17 protein-coding genes are annotated in these 18063 nt (G+C 65.5%); 12 read left to right on the top strand and 5 right to left on the bottom strand.

Features of this window, described 5'->3' with window-relative positions; genetic code table 11:
• The first annotated feature begins 39 nt into the window (after window positions 1-39).
• The gene (gene glpX / locus DCG74_RS23200; protein WP_172789145.1) at window positions 40-1041 is read left to right on the top strand and encodes a class II fructose-bisphosphatase; all 1002 of its coding nucleotides are present in this window, start codon (window positions 40-42) and stop codon (window positions 1039-1041) included.
• Window positions 1042-1105: 64 nt separating this feature from the next.
• On the opposite strand, the gene DCG74_RS23205 is transcribed toward glpX, so the two are convergent.
• Window positions 1106-2128 (bottom strand): hypothetical protein, encoded by a 1023-nt coding sequence (locus tag DCG74_RS23205; RefSeq protein ID WP_246709028.1) that lies wholly within the window; start codon window positions 2126-2128, stop codon window positions 1106-1108.
• A gap of 338 nt (window positions 2129-2466) precedes the next feature.
• Here DCG74_RS23205 and DCG74_RS23210 point away from each other — a divergent pair, with 338 nt between their 5' ends.
• Window positions 2467-3195 (top strand): haloacid dehalogenase type II, encoded by a 729-nt coding sequence (locus DCG74_RS23210; RefSeq protein ID WP_172789147.1) that lies wholly within the window; start codon window positions 2467-2469, stop codon window positions 3193-3195.
• A gap of 1 nt (window position 3196) precedes the next feature.
• A complete protein-coding gene (locus tag DCG74_RS23215; protein ID WP_172789148.1) occupies window positions 3197-3610 on the top strand; it encodes an ASCH domain-containing protein in 414 nt (137 codons plus the stop codon).
• 112 nt (window positions 3611-3722) lie between these two features.
• Here DCG74_RS23215 and DCG74_RS23220 read toward each other — a convergent pair whose 3' ends face one another.
• Both DCG74_RS23220 and DCG74_RS23225 read right to left on the bottom strand, forming a co-directional pair.
• Window positions 3723-4694, bottom strand: a complete 972-nt coding sequence (locus DCG74_RS23220) for an MBL fold metallo-hydrolase (RefSeq protein ID WP_172789149.1) — start codon at window positions 4692-4694, stop codon at window positions 3723-3725.
• 191 nt (window positions 4695-4885) lie between these two features.
• Window positions 4886-5551, bottom strand: coding sequence for a GntR family transcriptional regulator (locus DCG74_RS23225; protein WP_172789150.1), 666 nt, complete (start codon window positions 5549-5551; stop codon window positions 4886-4888).
• 115 nt (window positions 5552-5666) lie between these two features.
• Here DCG74_RS23225 and DCG74_RS23230 point away from each other — a divergent pair, with 115 nt between their 5' ends.
• The 6 genes from DCG74_RS23230 (at window position 5667) to DCG74_RS23255 (ending at window position 11979) form a co-directional block, all read left to right on the top strand.
• Window positions 5667-6461 (top strand): enoyl-CoA hydratase/isomerase family protein, encoded by a 795-nt coding sequence (locus tag DCG74_RS23230; RefSeq protein WP_172789151.1) that lies wholly within the window; start codon window positions 5667-5669, stop codon window positions 6459-6461.
• Window positions 6462-6470: 9 nt separating this feature from the next.
• Complete coding sequence (locus DCG74_RS23235; protein WP_172789152.1) at window positions 6471-7724, top strand: CaiB/BaiF CoA-transferase family protein; 1254 nt, start codon at window positions 6471-6473, stop codon at window positions 7722-7724.
• 53 nt (window positions 7725-7777) lie between these two features.
• The gene (locus DCG74_RS23240) at window positions 7778-8770 is read left to right on the top strand and encodes a tripartite tricarboxylate transporter substrate binding protein (RefSeq protein ID WP_172789153.1); all 993 of its coding nucleotides are present in this window, start codon (window positions 7778-7780) and stop codon (window positions 8768-8770) included.
• 178 nt (window positions 8771-8948) lie between these two features.
• The gene (locus DCG74_RS23245) at window positions 8949-9431 is read left to right on the top strand and encodes a tripartite tricarboxylate transporter TctB family protein (RefSeq protein WP_172789154.1); all 483 of its coding nucleotides are present in this window, start codon (window positions 8949-8951) and stop codon (window positions 9429-9431) included.
• Between the two features lie 11 nt (window positions 9432-9442).
• Entirely contained in the window at window positions 9443-10981 is a 1539-nt protein-coding gene (locus DCG74_RS23250) for a tripartite tricarboxylate transporter permease (protein WP_172789155.1), read from the top strand.
• On the top strand, window positions 10978-11979 hold the full coding sequence (locus DCG74_RS23255) for a 4-hydroxythreonine-4-phosphate dehydrogenase PdxA (protein ID WP_172789156.1): 1002 nt from the start codon (window positions 10978-10980) through the stop codon (window positions 11977-11979). Before DCG74_RS23250 ends, DCG74_RS23255 begins: the two co-directional genes overlap by 4 nt.
• A gap of 14 nt (window positions 11980-11993) precedes the next feature.
• Here DCG74_RS23255 and DCG74_RS23260 read toward each other — a convergent pair whose 3' ends face one another.
• Both DCG74_RS23260 and DCG74_RS23265 read right to left on the bottom strand, forming a co-directional pair.
• Entirely contained in the window at window positions 11994-12737 is a 744-nt protein-coding gene (locus DCG74_RS23260) for an SDR family oxidoreductase (RefSeq protein ID WP_172789157.1), read from the bottom strand.
• A 320-nt stretch (window positions 12738-13057) separates the two neighbouring features.
• Complete coding sequence (locus tag DCG74_RS23265; RefSeq protein ID WP_172789158.1) at window positions 13058-14134, bottom strand: methyl-accepting chemotaxis protein; 1077 nt, start codon at window positions 14132-14134, stop codon at window positions 13058-13060.
• A gap of 283 nt (window positions 14135-14417) precedes the next feature.
• On the opposite strand from DCG74_RS23265, the gene recJ reads away from it, so the two are divergent.
• The 3 genes from recJ (at window position 14418) to DCG74_RS23280 (ending at window position 18052) form a co-directional block, all read left to right on the top strand.
• Window positions 14418-16259, top strand: a complete 1842-nt coding sequence (recJ, locus tag DCG74_RS23270; RefSeq protein ID WP_172789159.1) for a single-stranded-DNA-specific exonuclease RecJ — start codon at window positions 14418-14420, stop codon at window positions 16257-16259.
• Window positions 16260-16347: 88 nt separating this feature from the next.
• Window positions 16348-17157, top strand: coding sequence for an SDR family NAD(P)-dependent oxidoreductase (locus DCG74_RS23275; RefSeq protein ID WP_172789160.1), 810 nt, complete (start codon window positions 16348-16350; stop codon window positions 17155-17157).
• A gap of 97 nt (window positions 17158-17254) precedes the next feature.
• Window positions 17255-18052 (top strand): aldolase, encoded by a 798-nt coding sequence (locus tag DCG74_RS23280; protein ID WP_172789161.1) that lies wholly within the window; start codon window positions 17255-17257, stop codon window positions 18050-18052.
• Window positions 18053-18063: the final 11 nt, after the last annotated feature.

An 18063-nucleotide genomic window follows, 5' to 3' on the forward strand; every position in this document is an offset into this window, starting at 1 on the left:
CGGAGATTTCCGTCCCAAACGTTTCGAAGGAGTGAGCCGATGTCGACCCATATTGAAGTCCCCCCGCACGCCTTGCTCGAGCGCATCCTGACGCTGGAGATCGTGCGGGTGACGGAGCGGGCGGCGGTGTCGTCGGCGCGGTTGCGCGGCCACGGCAACGAGAAAGCGGCCGACCAGGCTGCGGTCGACGCCATGCGGCGCGAGCTCAACAAGCTGCCGATCCAGGGCACCATCGTGATCGGCGAGGGCGAGCGCGACGAGGCGCCGATGCTGTACATCGGCGAGCAGGTCGGCCTCAAGGCCGGCCCCGAGGTCGATATCGCGGTCGATCCGCTCGAAGGCACGACGCTGTGCGCCAAGAACATGCCGGGCTCGATCGCCACCATGGCGATGGCCGACGGCGGCACGCTGCTGCACGCGCCCGACGTCTACATGCAGAAGCTCGCGATCGGCCCCGGTTACGACAAGGGCGTCGTCGATCTCGATGCCTCGCCGGCGGACAATGTCCGCCGCCTCGCCAAGGCCAAGGGCGTCAAGCCGGAGGGTATCACGGTGCTGGTGCTCGACCGTCCGCGCCACGCCGACATCATTTCGAGCGTGCGCTCGACCGGCGCTGCCGTGCGCCTGATCACCGACGGCGACGTCGCCGGCGTCATCCACTGCGCCGACCCCGACAACACCGGCGTCGACATGTATCTCGGCACCGGCGGTGCACCGGAAGGCGTGCTCGCCGCCGTGGCGCTGCGCTGCATCGGCGGCCAGATGCAGTGCCGCCTGATCCTCGACTCCGACGAGAAGCGCGAGCGCGCCGCCAAGATGGGCGTCAACGATCCCAAGATGATCTACGGCATCGAGGACATGGCGCGCGGCGACTGCCTGTTCGCCGCCACCGGCGTCACCACGGGCTCGCTGCTGTCGGGCGTCAAATTCCGCAAGGACGGCGTGATCGAGACCGAGACGGTCGTGATGCGCTCCGTCACCGGCACGGTGCGCTACATCAAGGCCGAGCACCGCGAGTTGGCCAAGTTTCATCTGGACTGAGGTCGCGGTCATCCGCGCCCGCTTGTTCGGCGCTTTGGTCGCTGCCGAATCCGTGCTCTGCCTGCTATGGGCTGCGATGCGGTGCCGGGGCGAACATGTGCAGGTCGCGCAACATCAGAGCGAGCATGACGGCCCCCTGGAGCTGCCCAACCTCATCGGCCCAGGGCTGAAGAACGGACTTCGCCGTCGCCGTGTCTCCGCGCGCGAGCGCGCTGCGCGCGCTTATGTCGGCCTCGGCATAGGCGTCAGTTGCGATCATACGGGACAGCGCCTGCGTGAGGCCTTCATCGAAGCTCTCCAGGCGTACTTCGGAGAGGTAGTGATCAGGCTTGAGACCGATTTTGTTTCTTGGATGCGCCGGATCGAAATGCCCAACCTTTGCCAGCATGATCAGCAGGGGATGATTTGCGGCGATGGAAGGGGGAATGATCGGATAGGTCTTGTTTCTCCCCGCTCGATCATCAAGAGATGAGAAGGAGATGACCGGCCCAAGGTTGAAGCGCGACTTGCGATGGAGCACAGCGACGCGATGGTCGATCTCGGAGTCCGGTTTGAACACTTCACCGTTCTTGAAACTGGTGTCGGGATCGGCAGCGATGAGAAATGCCGAGAGCTGGGCAACCCGGCCGGTGACGGTGCGTTCGTCAAGCCCGTCCACCTCAAACTCGATCTCTCGTCCAGCGAACGCGGACAATCCGAGCGTATAAGCCCCCACGGTCTCGCCGGAACGGAAGGGAACGATGTCCATCCACAATCCGAACGGCTGATCTGGATACGCCTCGAACGCACGGCTTGACTGCTCCAGCCACATCTCGGGGGAACGGCCGACCTTTCCGCCCCAGATGACGGCGACGACACCGGGCATCGCCGCGAGCACTGCGCCTAGAAAGGCGGTCGTGAGGGGCGTGCGCTCGGCAAATCCTAGCGCTTTCGTTTCAGCATTGCTTTTGGCCGGGTCCATTGCCGCGACGACGAGGTGCGCGCGATGGCGTCCGGCGGCGTGAAAAGCTTCCGGCCATAGTGACGAGGCCCGCTCCCAAAGCCGCTGATCAAAAGGCACCGGCTCCGGTATCAGGAAGATCGTCATGACGTGATCTCCGATGCCGATGAGCATCGGACGGGCCGCGCTGTCGCTTGGTGCGACAGTGCTGCGACTGCACCGCAAGTCGGGATGACGAACCCGTATTGACTGGATTAGAGCTTCCTCATCCGGGAGACGGGCATCTTCGAGCAATATGAAAGCGATAGGAATGTTTGTCATGGAAGATGCGATTGCAAGCGATAGGCAGGCTGATCACGCCGCTCGCGCTGGGCGAGCCTGATGCGGCGGGCAACCGCTATTGTTGCATGGAACGGATCATGCTTTAAAGCCCCCAATCTCGGCCGGAGCTAGCCCGGGCCAAAACATAATGAGCGGAGCGAAGCATGACCACACCATCCGATCTCTCCGCCGTCAAAGCCCTCGTCTTCGACGTCTTCGGCACGGTCGTGGACTGGCGCACCAGCCTGATCACCGACTTCATGTGGTGGGGCAAGCAGCGCGGCATCAGCGCCGATTGGACCGCGCTCGTCGACGGCTGGCGCGGCATGTACATGGCCTCCATGGACGACGTGCGCAAACATCCCGAGCGCGGCTATGTCATGCTCGATGATCTTCACCGCCGCTCGCTGGAGCAGCTCGTCGAGAAATTCGCGATCAAGGGCCTCACCGAGGCCGATCTCGATTACCTCACCAAGGGCTGGCATCGGCTCCATCCCTGGCCCGACAGCGTCGCCGGCCTGACGCGGCTGAAATCAAAATTCGTGATCTCGCCGCTGTCGAACGGTAACGTCGCGCTGCTCACCAACATGGCGAAGTTCGCCGGCCTGCCGTGGGACCTCATCCTGTCGGCCGAGCTGTTCGAGCATTACAAGCCCGATCCGGAAACCTATCTCGGCGCCGCGCGCCTGCTCTGCCTCAAGCCGGAAGAGGTGATGATGGTCGCCGCCCACAATGGCGATCTCGCGGCCGCGCAGAAGAACGGATTGAAGACCGCCTTCGTCGCGCGACCGACGGAGTACGGGCCGCTCCAGAAGGTCGATTTCGAAGCAACCGGCAATTGGGACATCGTCGCGAAGGATTTTGGCGGCATCGCCGACAAGCTCGGCTGCTAGGATGGGCAAGGGGATTCCCGAGCCGTATCGACATCTCCGAACCTTCGCGTTCGGCGACAGCCCCGCGCTGGCGGACGAATTGGTCGAGCTCGTCGTCAAGGGCATCAAGACCGCGACGTGCAGCACCGAGGACGAGCCGAACACCTCTACGCCAGGCGAGCGCTGGGTCGTGCTCGACGGGCGCGGAGAGCCGCGCTGCGTCATCGAAACCATCGAGGTGACATACCGGCGCTTCAATGAGGTCGATGCAGCCTTTGCACACGACGAGGGAGAGGGCGACCGGAGCCTGGCTGATTGGCGCCGTGCCCATCAATCCTATTTCGGCAGGCTCGGTCGCTACAGCGACGACATGATGCTGATGTGCGAGCGATTTCGCCTGGTCGAGGTCTTCGGCGATGCCGATATCGATCCATAACGGGACGAGGAGATCCTAACTCAGGATCGCTCGCACGAGACCGGCTTGTGGGGCGCCTCGCGCCGCGAGAAACAGTCCGGGCGGCCCGCGCCGCCCGAACCTGAACTAATAGCTACAACGTCATCTTCATCGGCTCCGGATAGTAGCGGAAGCCATCTCCGGCCTTGGCGACGTGGCCATAGCCAGGCCAGGCGAAGTGATAGGACATCACCGGGATCTTGTTCGCCGCCAGCATCGTCAGCAGCTTGACGCGCGACTCGGCCGCCTGCTTCGGGTCGGAGTCGTAGGAGAACTCCATCCGTGGTTTCTCCAGCAGCAGCACCGAATGGTGCGAGAGATCGCCGAGGAATGCGAATGACTTGCCTGCCGACGAGACCATGAAGATGGTGTGGCCGACGGTGTGGCCGGGCGCCGCGATCGCCTGCACGCCGGGCAGGAATTCCTCGCCATCCCTGAAGAACTTGATCCGATCCCGGACCGGCAGCAGGTTCTTGCGGGCGTGGACGACGAAGTCCTTTGCCGCGCTGCCAAGCTTGCCTTCGTCGGTCCAGAAGTCGAAATCGCTCTGGGCAATGTAGACTTGCGCGTTGGGGAACAGCGGCTTGCCGCCCTCGTCGACGATGCCACCGATATGATCGATATGGGCATGCGAGCACACGACGGCATCGATGTCCTCCGGCTTGATGCCGGCCTCCGTCATGCTCTTCTGCTGACGTCCGGTGCTGGCGCCGAACATCTTCGATGAGCCCATGCCGGTGTCGAACAGGATGAGTTTGTCGCCGGTGTTGACGATCGGAGAATTCTGTTCGAGCACGACATTGTCCGGCGACAGGAAATTGTCGGCCAGCATCTTCTTGACCTCTTCCTTGGGAACGCCGGTGAAGGTCCCGGAGGGATCGCCGAGCGGAAGCGGTCCGTCGGATACGACGGTCACCTCGGCATCGCCGAGAACGAAGCGGTGCCAGTAGGGCGTCTGGGTGCCGAGCTTGGGCGCCCGCGCCATCGCGCTGCTGCCGAGCATGGCGCTGGCGCCGAGGCCGGCTCCGAGTGCGAGTAGGGATCGACGCGAGACGTCAAGTGTCATTCGTATCCTCCATTTTCTGTTTTGATCCGCGCGATTGTTCGCGCGTGATGTGCGGCTTTGGGCCGGCAGCGGGATGCTGCGCCGGTTCAGACAGGCTCGCAAGAGGAAACGGATTGATGATCGCGTGGCGCGCAAGCATCAATCAATGATTGTGTCGCGATTGTGTTCGCTGGATCGTCGCTGCAGAAATCTCACGCGATACGGAGCGAGGGCTCACTTGCATCCGTCTCGGCAAAGCCCGCCTGCAGCACCTCTTCGCGCTTGTGACGAAGATGCGCCCGCAGGATGTGGGCGAGGCCGACTCCGTCGCGGCGCTGAAGTGCGTTGAGGATCGCCTCGTGCTCCTTCACGGCGAGCGCCCAGCGCTGCGGCGTCATCGGCGTGACGTAGCGCGCGCGCCGGATGCGCGCGGTCACCGAGGCGTAAAGCCCTGCGAGCACGGGATTTCCTGCTGCGGTCACGATGCCTTCGTGGATGGCGCGGTTGCCGCGATAGTACTGGATCAAATCGCGGTCGCGATAATGCTGCACCATCTCGTCATGCGCGGCGGCGATCGCGTCGATCTCGGCATCGCCAATGCGCTCGCAGGCGAGTTCGCCGGCGAGGGCCTCCAAGCCCTGGCAGACCTCGAACAGGTCGCGCATGTCCTTGTCGGTCAGTTTTGCTGCGCGCGAGCCGCGATGCGGCAGCAGCTGCACGAGCCCTTCCGCGGCCAGCACCTTGAGCGCCTCGCGCAGCGGCGTGCGCGAGATTTCGAGCCGCTCGCACAGCTCGCGCTCGGGAATCCGCGCGCCCGGCGGGATTTCGCCGTCGAGCAGGATGGCGCGGATACGGCCGACAACCTCCTCGTGAAGCATGGAAGCGCTCCGTTTTGAATGCAAAAGCGGGATTATATGGCGATATTCAGAAGTTTCCGCTTGCTAATCGCAAATTTTGCATTCAAAAATGTAAAAAACAAGAGGACATGAGGAAATGGACCTTGCTACGGAGGCGGACGACCTCGTTTTTGAATCCAACGACGGCATCGGGCGGATCACCTTCAACCGCCCGCAAGCCCGTAACGCCTTCACCTTCGCCATGTACGAGCGGCTTGCCGCGATCTGCGAGCAGGCCAACCGAGACCATGCGATCAAGGTGCTGGTGCTGCGCGGTGCGGGCGACAAGGCCTTCGCGTCCGGCACCGACATCAACCAGTTCCGCGAATTCAGGACGCCGCAGGACGCCATCGATTACGAGAACCGCATCGATCGTGTGCTGACCACGCTGGAGCGGTGCCGGGTGCCGACGGTCGCGGCGATCAACGGGTTCTGCACCGGCGGCGGCGCCGGCATTGCCGCGGCCTGCGATCTCCGCATCGGCACGAAAAGCGCAAAGATCGGATTTCCCATCGCGCGGACGCTCGGCAATTGCCTGTCGATGTCCAATGTCGGCCGTCTCACCGCCCTGATCGGCGCGGCGCGCGTCAAGGATCTCATCTTCACCGCGCGCCTCGTCGATGCCGCGGAGGCCGCAAGCGTCGGACTGCTCGGCGAGGTCGTCGAGGATCTTGCCGCCCTTGAAGGACGCGCGGACGAGGTCGCCCGGCTCGTTGCGAGCCATGCGCCGCTGACGCTGAATGCGACCAAGCAGGCTGTCGGCCGCCTGCAACGGCGGCTGACGCAGGACGAGGGCGAAGACCTCATCCTGATGTGCTACACGAGCCAGGACTTTCGCGAAGGGCTCGATGCTTTCCTCAACAAGCGCGCGCCGCAATGGCGCGGCCAATAGGATGAGCCGATGCAAAGTTCACAATCCACCTCTCGCCGTTCGGGGCCGCTGGCCGGCCTCAAGGTCATTGACCTTACCCACGTCATGGCCGGACCGACCTGCACCTTGATGCTCGCCGACATGGGCGCCGACGTCATCAAGATCGAGAAATGGCCGAACGGCGACGACACCCGCCATTCGGTGCCGCCGAAGATCGGCGACGAGGCGGCGTCCTTCCTGATGATGAACCGCAACAAGCGCGGCATCGTGCTGGATCTCAAGACCGACGGCGGCAAGGAGGTGCTGCGCCGGTTGATCGCGGATGCCGACGTGCTGGTCGAGAACTTTGCGCCTGGCGCGATGGAGCGCCTCGGCTTCGGCTATGAGGCGCTGCACGCGGAATTCCCGGCACTGATCTATTGCTCCCTGTCGGGCTTCGGCCGTACCGGCCCCTACAAGCATCGCAGGGGATTCGACCTCGTCGCGCAGGCCATGAGCGGCATCATGAGCTTTACCGGCGAGCGGCCCGACGGTCCTCCGGTCAAGTGCGGGCCGCCGCTGTCCGACATCACGGCCGGCCTGCTCGCGAGCATGGGCATCCTTGCGGCCTACACCCATCGCCTCAACACGGGCGAGGGGCAGTGGGTCGAGACCTCGCTGTATGAAGCCGCCTTGGTGCAGACCTATTGGCAGTCGACCATCGCGCTCGCCGCGGGCACCGCGCCGCGCGCGATGGGCTCGGCGCATCCGCTCAACGCGCCATATCAGGCCTTCGAAGCCTCGGACGGCTGGCTCGTGGTCGGCGGCGCCAACAAGAAGCACTGGCTGTTGATGCTGGAAGCGCTCGGCGCAAGCGAACTCGCCGACGATCCGCGCTTCGTCACCGGCGCCGATCGCATGGCCAATCTGAAGAAGCTCGAAGCCGTCCTCAGCGAGCGCTTCCGCACCCAAACGCGGGCGCATTGGCTCGCGGCGCTGGACGAGAAGGGCGTGCCGTGCGGCCCCGTGCACGACATGCTGGAGGCGCTGAGCGATCCGCAGACGCTGGCGCGGGAGATGGTTGTCGAGGTCGAGCACTCCACGCTCGGTCCCGTCAAGACGATCGGGCTTCCCATCAAGTTTTCGGAGACCCCGGGCAAAGTGCGATCAGGCGCACCGGTCTATGGTGAACACACGCGAGAGGTTCTGGCCGAGCACGGGTTCGACCAGTCACGAATCGAAGCGCTCGAAAAAGAAGGCGCAATCGTTTCCGCCCAGGAAAAGCGCGAGGAACGCGTCGCCTGAACGGACGTCGATACGACAACAATAAAAGACAAAAAAATCAGCTGGAGGAAATCATGGGTCGGACGTCAACATTTCTGCTCTCCGCAGCCGCAGTCGTGCTCGCCGGCACCATGCCGGCGCTCGCCGCCTGGCAGCCGCAAAAGCCGATCGAGTTCATTGCCACCGCCGGCCCCGGCGGCGGCACCGACAATCTCGCGCGCGCGGTGCAGAACATCATCACCAAGCACAAGCTGACGGACCAGCCGATCGTCGTCGTCAACAAGGGCGGCGGCAGCGGCGCCGAGGGCTATGTCTACGGCAAGGCCTCCGCGGGCGATCCCTACAAGGTGATCTTCGGCACGTCGAATGCCTGGCAGCAGCCGCTCGTCTCCAAGGTCGCCTTCAACTACACCGATCTCACGCCGATCGCGGCGATGGCGCAGGACGAGTTCCTGCTCTGGGTCAAGCAGGACGCGTCGTACAAGACCGCGGGCGACTATCTGAAGGCGGCCGCATCGGGCGAATTCAAGATGGGCGGCGCGCAGTCCAAGGACACCGACGAGGTGCTGACCCGCATGATCGAGAAGGCCGGCAAGGTCAAGCTGACCTACATCCCCTTCAAGAGCGGCGCCGAGACCGCCGTGCAGCTCGCCGGCGGCCATCTCGACTCCCACGTCAACAACCCCAGCGAGAGCCTCGGGCAATGGCGCGGCGGCACGCAGCGACCGCTTTGCGTGTTCAGCCCGAAGCGGCTGCCGCAGGGCCCGAAGGTCACCGCGACCGAAGGCTGGGGCGACGTTCCGACCTGCGTCGAGCAGGGCCTCGACATCAAGCAATACGAGCAGCCCCGCACCGTGTGGCTGCCCGGCAAGGTCACGCCGGAGCAGGCCGCGTTCTATGTCGACCTCATGAAGAAGGTGCAGGCAACGCCGGAGTGGAAGGACTACATCGAGAAGACCTCCCAGGTCGACACGTTCCTGACCGGTGCCGAGCTTGACAAGTTCATCAAGGAGGACCTCGAGCACGTCAAACAGGTCGCAGGCGAGCAGGGCTGGCTGGTCAAGTGAGGCCGAGGATGGCCTTCGATCGCGCAGCCGACTACAGCCCTGGTCCTCATCCTGAGGAGCCCGCCGGAGGCGGGCGTTTCGAAGGATGGCCGTGGATGCGATCTCGCCTGGAGCCGTCCTTCGATACGCGCGCCAAAGCGCGCTCCTCAGGACGAGGACTGTTTCGCCGGAGCTGCCCATGATCTCACGCCGCGCGCTTGAACTTGCGACCGCCGTGCTCACCGGCAGCTTCGGCGTGGCTGTCGTCGTCTCCAGCCTCGACAACGGCATCGGTTGGTCGAGCGCAGGCGTGGACGCCGGCACATTCCCGTTCCTGACCGGGATCATCGTCGTGCTCGGCAGCCTCTACAATCTGGGACGAGGCCTGCTGCCGGCCGCGACGCTCGCAAACGTACCGATCGCGATCACGTCCATCGAGCTGCGGCGGCTCGCGGGCCTGTTCGTGCCGGCTGCGATCTTCGTCGCCGCGATCCCGCTCGCCGGGATGTACGTCGCCTCGGCTCTGTACGTCTTCGCGGTGCTGGCGATCCCGCGGCACCAATCCGTGCCGCGCGCGCTCGCCATGGCAGGAGCCACGGCGCTCGCGCTCTATCTCGTGTTCGAGCGCATGTTCCAGGTCAGCCTGCCGCACGGCGCGCTCGCCGCCGCCTTCGGGTTCTGACGGAGGGCCCGATGGACAATCTCGCAGAGCTCCTGCACGGCTTCACCATCGCGGTCACGGCGCCGCATCTGGTTCTGATGGTGGTCGGCGTGCTGCTCGGCATTCTCGTCGGCGTGCTGCCGGGGCTGGGCGCGCCGAACGGGGTGTCGCTGCTCTTGCCGCTCACCTTCGGCATGCAGCCGGTCTCGGCCATCATCCTGCTCTCCAGCATGTATTGGGGCGCACTGTTCGGCGGCTCGGTAACCTCGATCCTGTTCAACATTCCGGGCGAGCCGTCGTCGGTGGCGACCACCTTCGACGGCTATCCCATGGCGCGCGACGGCCGGCCGACCACGGCGCTCGCGACCGCCTTCGGCTCGGCGGCGTTCGGCGCCCTGGTCGGCGTCATCCTGATCACGTTCCTCGCCTCCTGGGTGGCGCAGGTCGCGCTCGCCTTCGGACCGGCCGAGTATTTTGCGGTGTATTTCCTGGCCTTCGCCAGCTTCGTCGGCATGGGCGGCGCGGCACCGATCAAGACCGTCGTGGCACTCGCGATCGGCTTTGCGATCGCCGCCATCGGCATCGACACCGTGTCCGGCAGCGTCCGCCTCACCATGGGCGTCGATGAGCTGGTCAAGGGCGTCAGCTTCGTCGTCGCGGTGATGGGCCTGTTCGGCATTGGCGAGCTGCTGGTCGCCGTCGAGGAGGAGTTTCACGCCCGCGCGGTCTCCTCGAAGATCGATTGGCGCGAGGTGTTCCGCGCGGTCGGCCGCCTGCCGCGGCACGGCGTGGCATTGCTGCGCAGCGCCGCGATCGGCTGCTGGATGGGCATCACGCCGGGCGGCCCGACCGCGGCCTCCTTCATGAGCTACGGGATTGCGCGCCGCTTCTCGCGCCGCGGCCGATATTTCGGCACCGGCGAGGTCGAAGGCATCATCTCGCCGGAGACGGCCGATCATGCCGCCGGGACCAGCGCGCTGCTGCCGATGCTCTCGCTCGGCATTCCCGGCTCGGCGACTGCGGCCGTGATGATGGGCGGGCTGATGATCTGGGGCCTCAATCCCGGGCCGATGCTGTTCGTCGACAGCAAGGATTTCGTCTGGGGCCTGATCGCCTCGATGTATGTCGGCAACATCGTTGCCGTGGTGCTGGTGCTGCTGACGGTTCCGGTGTTCGCCGCTTTGATGCGGATACCCTTCGTGGTGATCGCGCCGCTGATCGTGATCATCTGCGTCGTCGGCGCCTATTCGGTGTCGAACTCCTATCTCGACGTCGTCATGATGCTCGGCTTCGGGGTCGTCGGCTATCTCTTCAAGAAGCTGTTCTATCCCTTAGCGCCACTCGTGCTCGCAATCGTCATCGGCGACAAGGCCGAGGACGCGTTCCGGCAGTCGATGCTGATCTCCAAGGGCTCGCTGGGCATCTTCTTCGCGAACAAGCTGGTGACGTGCCTGATCGTGGGCGGCATCGCGCTGCTGCTGCTTCCGCTTGTGCTGCAGCTGGCGCGGCTGTGGCGCAAACCCTCTTCGCCCGCGACCGATACGCCAGTCCAGGAAAAGGTGATCATATGACCGCAAAGCCGCTGATTGCGCTGGCCATGGGCGATCCCGCCGGCATCAGCCCGGAGCTGACGGCGAAGCTGGTGGCGCAGGACGACATTCGCGCGAGCTGCCGGCTCGTCGTCATCGGCGATCGCCGCATCTTCGACGAGGGGGCGCGCGTCGCTGGCGTCCGGCCGGACTTGTCCACGGTGGAGCAGGGGACCGAGCTTCGCGCGGCGGGGGAGGATGCACTGTTCATCGATCTCCGCCACCTCGACCCCAGGGAGGTCGAGCCGAAGACGGCGACCCTTGCCGGCGGAAAATTCGCGCTGGCCAATTACAGACATGCGCTCGAGCTCGGCCGCGACGGCCATGTCGACGCGGTCTGTTTCACCCCCTTCAACAAGCAGGCGATGCGTCTTGCCCGTGCCGAGTACGACGACGAGATCGCGTTCTCGGCCGAGGTCGTCGGTCTCAAAACGCCGGCAAGCGAATTCAACGTGCTCGACCGGCTCTGGAACGCACGGGTCACCTCGCACATCCCGCTCAAGGACGTCGCTGCGAAGCTGTCCGGCGAACGCATCCATCGCGCGCTCAAGCTGACCGATTCCTGCATGCGCAACGCCGGCTTTGCGCGGCCGCGGATCGCGGTCGCGGGCCTCAATCCCCATGCCGGCGACGGTGGCAATTTCGGCCGCGAGGAGATCGATGTGATTGCGCCGGTGGTCGCGGCGAGCCAGCGCGAGGGCATTGCTGCGGAGGGACCGTTTCCCGCCGACACCGTGTTCCTGCGCGCCAAGGCCGGCGCCTTCGATGCCGTGCTGACGATGTATCACGACCAGGGCCAGATCGCGATGAAGCTGATGGGTTTCGATCGCGGCGTGACCTTGCTCGGCGGCTTCCCGTTCCCGATCTGCACGCCCGCGCACGGCACCGCCTACGACATTGCGGGGCAAGGCATCGCCTCGATTGGCGCCAGCCGCGCGGCACTGCTGCTCGCAGCGGAGATGGCTCGGCGCACCCGTTAATGAATCAGGGATATTCAGGCCGTCGCGAGCCACTTGGCGAGCGGCGTCGTCCCGAGCCGCGCCTCGCCGAGCGGGTTCAGCGATTGGTCGTCGATGAGAGCGCCGTAATAGGGCGCCTTCGGATCTCCGACCACAGGCCGGGCGTCGCCGGCTGCCCTCAGACGCCGCGCGATGAATTCATTGAAGGGCGCCTTCTCGGGTCCGGCGATATCGATCGTCCCGTTGAGCGGCTGCTCCGTTGCGACTTCGGCGAGGCGGTCGGCGACGTCGGCTGCCGCGATCGGCTGAAACAATGCGGAGGGAACGACGATCTTCCCCTCGCGCACGCTGGTCTCGGCGATGGCGCCGAGGAACTCGAAGAACTGGGTGGCGCGCACGATCGAGTAGGGGACCGAGCCGGACTTGATGACGGTTTCCTGCGCCAGCTTGGCACGGAAATAGGCGTTGTCGGGCGAGCGGTCGGTGCCGACGATCGAGAGCGCCACGTGATGTCTCACGCCTGCTGCGGCCTCGGCCGCGACGAGATTCTCGCTCGATCGCTGGAAGAACGCGAGCACCGCGGCCGGCTCCCAGGACGGCGCGTTGGCGACGTCGACGACCACATCCGCGCCCGAAAGCGCTGCGGCAAGGCCTTCCCCGGTGACGGCGTTCACGCCGGATTTCGGCGAGGCAGCCACCGCATCGTGGCCGTGCAGCTTGAGCTTCGCCACGAGCCTGGACCCAATCAATCCGGTTCCGCCGATCACGACGATCTTCATGGCATGTCTCCTTGCGATTGCGGAGCGCGAGATGATCGAAGCCAATCGAAAGTCGCGCCTCCCACGTCACCCATATGGTGCGAAGTGACTCTAGCCGATCCACGGCGCAGGCTCTTGCCTGTAACAGGCATACCTTGGCGGAAAATGCTGCCCGCATTTTGCCCGACGTTTCAAAACGTCCTGATGAACGCAAGGTGGCGCAGGCCCCTAAAAAAGGCCAATGAAAACAACCCTGAGGCTACTGTGCATGGGGTTGTTTTCGCAGTTTGGGATTGGACGGGCGACCGCGTCCGATTTCGGGAAGGCGGCCCCTGGTCGCGTCACGCCCCGCAGACGATCACGCCGTACCAGCCGAGCCCGCGATAGGTCTCGTAACCCGGGGTGGCATGGAAAGCGACCAGCGTGCCCGTGCGGTCGTGGTAGAAGCCGGAGCGCTGGCCGTTCAGCGACAGCGAGATGCGTTCGCTGAGGATGCCCTGGCCGTCGGAGGCCGCGATCACGCGGAAATTCGAATCGACCAGCAGCACGCGGGCCTTGTCGCTGTCGCCGACGCGCACGCCCTGTACGATGGCGCGGGCCTGCGGCTCCCAGTCGAAATGGATGGCGAGCACCCCGATCGGGGCGCCGTTGGCCTGGCCGCCGGCGCGGACGCTGGCGCAATAGGTCGCGACCTGGGCATTGCCGAGCAGCGGCTGGTTCTCGACGTCGCCGGCGACATAATCGTCGCCGGAGCGCAAGGACCGCGCGTCGCGAAACCATTTGGTATGGGCGACGTTCTGGCCGACGACGCGGAAGCGGTCGGCGCGGCCGTTGGCGATGACGTTGCCGTCGAGGTCGCAGAGCCAGAGATCGAGATAGACGGTGTAGGCCCCGAGGATCACGCCGAGGCGCTGCGAGGCATGGGAGACCGCCGCAGCACTGGGCGAGGCCGCGCAATCGACCACGGCGGAATCGGTCGCCCACCAGCGCACGTCGCAGGTGCGTTCATAGAGATTGCGGTCGATCAGCTCGATCGCGTTGAGCGACAGGTCGACCATCCGCTCGCCGCGGGAGCGCTGGCTCATGCGGTCGATCGAGGCGACGAGATCGCCGGTGCGTTTGGTTAGCTGGGTCTCGAGCTCGCGGGCGATGGTCTCGACCTGCTGGCCGACGCCGCGCACCTCCTGAGCCACGACCGCAAAGCCCGCGCCTTGTGCGCCGGCGCGCGAGCTTTCGATCAGCGCGTTCAGCGCCAGCATCTTCATCTGGTTGGTGATCTGCTGGATCGACTTGGTCTTGTCGACCGCGATCTGGTTGACCTCCGCGGTGAGGCGGTTGATCAGCGCGGAGATGTCGGAATCATCGTCCGCAGGTGCGGTGGCGATCGGCTTGGCTTTCAGACCCAGCGCAGCTGACATCGGGAACTTCCCTTGGCAATGAGGTCTGATCTGCAATGAACCCGGAACAACAACTTACAGATCGAATACGATTCTTTTTCGAGGATTCCGCCTAACGCCTCCTTAATTTGCTGTTTGACGGAATGCCTAAATGATAGTCACTCCGGCCCGCCGACCTGCCATCCACCGCTTTGTGCGCCCCAGCCGTTGCAAATCGCCGGGGTTTCCCAGCCAATCCTTTCAAGCCAGTCCCGGCCGCGAGCGTGATCGCCCGGACCCGAGTTCCCAATCGATAGCCCTCGCCATGACGCCTCCCGCATCCGCACTGCCCGTCGAAGCGCCCCAGGCGTTCCTGGGCGTGGCACGCTCGCTCACCGACAAGCTGTGGCGCGACCGGCTCGATGCCCGCGGCGCGGCCCAGGCGCTCGCCATGGTGCAGCGGCACCAATTGCCGGAGCTGCTGGCGCGGGTGCTGGCGGGGCGCGGGGTCGATATCGACGCCGTCGCCGATTTCCTCGATCCGACCATCCGTAAGCTGCTGCCGGACCCGTTCACGGTGACGGAAATGGAGGCCGCCTCCAGGCGCGTCGCGGATGCCGCGACTACGGGCGAGAAGGTCGCGATCTTCGGCGACTACGACGTCGACGGCGCGACCTCGGCGGCGCTGCTGGCCTGGCACCTGCGCCATTGCGGGCTCGATCCGCTGATCCACATTCCCGACCGAATTTTCGAGGGCTACGGCCCGAACGTCGAGGCCGTGCGCGGGCTCGCCGCAAAAGGCGCGACGCTGCTCGTCACCGTCGATTGCGGCACCACCAGCATCGAGCCGCTCGCCGAGGCCAAACGCCTCGGCATGTCCGTGGTGGTGATCGACCACCACCAATGCGGCCTCGATCTCCCCGAGGTCGATGCGCTGGTCAACCCGAACCGCCCCGATGATCTCTCGGGCCTTGGCCATCTCGCCGCGGTCGGCCTCGTGCTGGTGACGCTGGTCGCGGTCAACCGCGAGCTGCGCCAGCGCGGCTTCTGGAATGCGGAGATGCCCGAGCCGGATCTGCTCGGGATGCTGCATCACGTCGCGCTCGGCACGGTCGCCGACATCGCGCCGCTGATCGGGCTCAACCGCGCCTTCGTGGCGAAGGGGCTGATCGCGATGCGTCGGCGCGACCATGTCGGCCACACTGCGCTGATGGACGTGGCACGGCTCAACGGCCCGCCGGAAGCCTGGCATCTCGGTTTCATGCTGGGGCCGCGCGTCAATGCCGGCGGCCGTATCGGCCGCGCCGATCTCGGAGTGCGGCTGCTGCTCGAAGGCGACAGCGTCGAGGCGGCGCGGATCGCGGCCGAGCTCGACCGTCTCAACAGCGAACGCCGCGTCATCGAGCAGGCGGCGGAAGCCCAGGCCGAAGCCGAGGCGCTGGCCTCGATCGGGCTGGAGGACAAGCTCGCCGTGATCGTCACGGCCTCGGAAGGCTGGCATCCGGGCGTGGTCGGCCTCGTCGCCTCCCGCCTGAAGGAAAAGTTTTCGCGGCCTGCCTTTGCCATTGCGCTGGAGCCCGGCGGCATCGGCACCGGCTCGGGCCGCTCGATCGCCGGCGTCGATCTCGGCAAGGCGGTGCGGCAGGCGGTCGCTGACGGCATTCTGCTCAAGGGGGGCGGCCACGCCATGGCCGCGGGCGTGACGCTGCGCAAGGAGAAGCTCGCCGAATTCCGCGCCTATCTCGAGACCGTGCTGGCGCGCGACGTCGCCGAGGCGCGCCACGTCAACGAGCTCTATATCGACGGCGCGGTCTCGGCGCGCGCGGTGACGCCGGAGCTGGCGACGACGCTCAACCGCGCCGGTCCCTTCGGCAGCGGCAATCCGGAGCCGGTGCTGGCGCTGCCGGCGCACCAGCTCGTCTTTGCCGACGAGGTCGGACAGGCGCATCTGCGCCTGCGCTTCAAGGCGGGTGATGGCGCCATCGTCAACGGCATCGCGTTCCGTTCGATCGGCCAGAAGCTCGGCAATGCGCTGCTCGCCAATCGCGGCCAGCAGATGCACGTCGCGGGCTCGTTGTCGGTGGACCGCTACCAGGGCGCCGAGCGCGTGCAATTCCGCGTCGTCGACGTCGCGCTACCGGACCAGGGGCCATCCGTGATTAGATGACGCATGATCCGGAAAAGTGCGAAGCGGTTTTCCGACAAAGATCATGCGCAAAAGACAACGGCCGCAAACAACAAAAAAGGGAGTGAGCATGGCAGGGCAGGTTGAGGGCAAGGTCGCACTGGTGACGGGCGGCGCCTCCGGCATTGGCGAGGCTATCGTCGAGCTGTTCGCGCGCGAAGGCGCCACGGTCATCGCGACCGACATCGACGAGCTGAGGGGCCCCGAGCTCATCAGGCGCATCACCAATGCCGGCGGCAAGGCCATCTTTCTGGAGCAGGATGTCACGAGCGAAGAGCGCTGGATCGAGATCGTCGCCGAGATCGCAAGGCGCTTCGGCCGGCTCGACGTGCTCGTCTCCAATGCCGGCATCGGCATTTCCGTGCCATCGATCGTCGACATGACTCTCGCTGACTGGCGCAAGCAGAATGCGATCAATCTCGATGGCGTGTTTCTGTCGGTCAAGCATTGCCTTCCCCTGATGCGTAAGACCGGCGGCGGCTCGATCGTCATGATGTCCTCGCTGGCGGGCCTGCGCGGCTCGCCCGGATTGTCGGCCTATTCAGCGACAAAGGGCGGCGTGCGGCTGTTCGCCAAGTCGATCGCGATGGAGTGCGCGGCGGCAGGCGACGGTATCCGCGTCAACTCGGTTCATCCCGGCATCATCGACACCCCGATCTGGGGCAAGATCCCGACGGGGGCGGCCGGCTCTGGCCAGAACGCCCCGATCGATCCGGAGGAGCGCGCCCGTGTCGTCACGCCGCTTGGCCGCGCCGGCCAGGCCGCGGAGATCGCCTCGGGCGTGCTGTATCTCGCCTCCGATGCCTCGCGCTATGTCACCGGCAGCGAGCTCGTCATCGATGGCGGCATGAACGCCGGCGGGGTGCCGCGGCGCGCTTGATCGACGCAGGGCAGGGTGGCGACCGCAGGGGCTGACGCGAAGGCGCCAGCCCTGTACAACACGGGCCAGCTCCCAAACGACAGAGGTGTCCTTCGCCATGGCGCACAGCCTTCACGCGTCCTCACCCGCGCCCGCGACCTTCCGCTCCAATCGGCCGGATCTCGCCACCGACGCGATCCGCACCGCACGCGAGGATCTGGCCGCCTGCTTCCGCATGGCCGCGCGCAACGGCTTTGAGGAGGGCATCTGCAATCACTTCTCGGCGGTCGTGCCGGGCCATGACGACCTCTTCCTCGTCAACCCCTACGGCTACGCCTTCCGCGAACTGACGGCGTCAAAGCTCCTGATCTGCGATTTCCACGGCAACGTGCTTGACGGCGAGGGCGTGCCCGAGGCGACCGCCTTCTACATCCATGCCGAGATGCACAGGCTGCTGCCGCGCGCCAAGGTCGCCTTCCATACGCACATGCCCTATGCCACGGCGCTGTCGATGACCGAGGGCGAGCCCCTGATCTGGGCCGGCCAGACCGCACTGAAATTCTACGGCCGCACCGCGGTCGACCGCGACTATAACGGCCTCGCGCTCGACAGCCGCGAAGGCGCGCGTATCGCCTCCGCCGTTGGCGATGCCGACATCGTCTTCATGAAGCATCACGGCGTGATGGTGCTGGCGCCGACCATCGCGGAGGCCTGGGACGATCTCTATTATCTCGAGCGCGCCGCCGAGGTGCAGGTGCTGGCGATGTCGACCGGACGGAAGGTGCTGCCGGTCGATCCCGCGATTGCGGCCGAGACCTACAGGCAGATGCGCGAGGGCGATTCCGAATCCGCCCGGCTGCATCTCGCTGCGATCCGCAGACAGCTCGATGCGGAAGAGCCGCAATACAGGCACTGAGAAAGGGAGCA

It is taken from the genome of Bradyrhizobium sp. WBAH42 (assembly GCF_024585265.1).
Classification (GTDB): domain Bacteria; phylum Pseudomonadota; class Alphaproteobacteria; order Rhizobiales; family Xanthobacteraceae; genus Bradyrhizobium.

Coding starts and splice junctions, on each gene's coding strand:
- glpX (WP_172789145.1), top strand. CDS start 40: ATGTCGACCCATATTGAAGTCCCCCCGCACGCCTTGCTCGAGCGCATC.
- DCG74_RS23205 (WP_246709028.1), bottom strand. CDS start 2,128: ATGACGATCTTCCTGATACCGGAGCCGGTGCCTTTTGATCAGCGGCTT.
- DCG74_RS23210 (WP_172789147.1), top strand. CDS start 2,467: ATGACCACACCATCCGATCTCTCCGCCGTCAAAGCCCTCGTCTTCGAC.
- DCG74_RS23215 (WP_172789148.1), top strand. CDS start 3,197: ATGGGCAAGGGGATTCCCGAGCCGTATCGACATCTCCGAACCTTCGCG.
- DCG74_RS23220 (WP_172789149.1), bottom strand. CDS start 4,694: ATGACACTTGACGTCTCGCGTCGATCCCTACTCGCACTCGGAGCCGGC.
- DCG74_RS23225 (WP_172789150.1), bottom strand. CDS start 5,551: ATGCTTCACGAGGAGGTTGTCGGCCGTATCCGCGCCATCCTGCTCGAC.
- DCG74_RS23230 (WP_172789151.1), top strand. CDS start 5,667: ATGGACCTTGCTACGGAGGCGGACGACCTCGTTTTTGAATCCAACGAC.
- DCG74_RS23235 (WP_172789152.1), top strand. CDS start 6,471: ATGCAAAGTTCACAATCCACCTCTCGCCGTTCGGGGCCGCTGGCCGGC.
- DCG74_RS23240 (WP_172789153.1), top strand. CDS start 7,778: ATGGGTCGGACGTCAACATTTCTGCTCTCCGCAGCCGCAGTCGTGCTC.
- DCG74_RS23245 (WP_172789154.1), top strand. CDS start 8,949: ATGATCTCACGCCGCGCGCTTGAACTTGCGACCGCCGTGCTCACCGGC.
- DCG74_RS23250 (WP_172789155.1), top strand. CDS start 9,443: ATGGACAATCTCGCAGAGCTCCTGCACGGCTTCACCATCGCGGTCACG.
- DCG74_RS23255 (WP_172789156.1), top strand. CDS start 10,978: ATGACCGCAAAGCCGCTGATTGCGCTGGCCATGGGCGATCCCGCCGGC.
- DCG74_RS23260 (WP_172789157.1), bottom strand. CDS start 12,737: ATGAAGATCGTCGTGATCGGCGGAACCGGATTGATTGGGTCCAGGCTC.
- DCG74_RS23265 (WP_172789158.1), bottom strand. CDS start 14,134: ATGTCAGCTGCGCTGGGTCTGAAAGCCAAGCCGATCGCCACCGCACCT.
- recJ (WP_172789159.1), top strand. CDS start 14,418: ATGACGCCTCCCGCATCCGCACTGCCCGTCGAAGCGCCCCAGGCGTTC.
- DCG74_RS23275 (WP_172789160.1), top strand. CDS start 16,348: ATGGCAGGGCAGGTTGAGGGCAAGGTCGCACTGGTGACGGGCGGCGCC.
- DCG74_RS23280 (WP_172789161.1), top strand. CDS start 17,255: ATGGCGCACAGCCTTCACGCGTCCTCACCCGCGCCCGCGACCTTCCGC.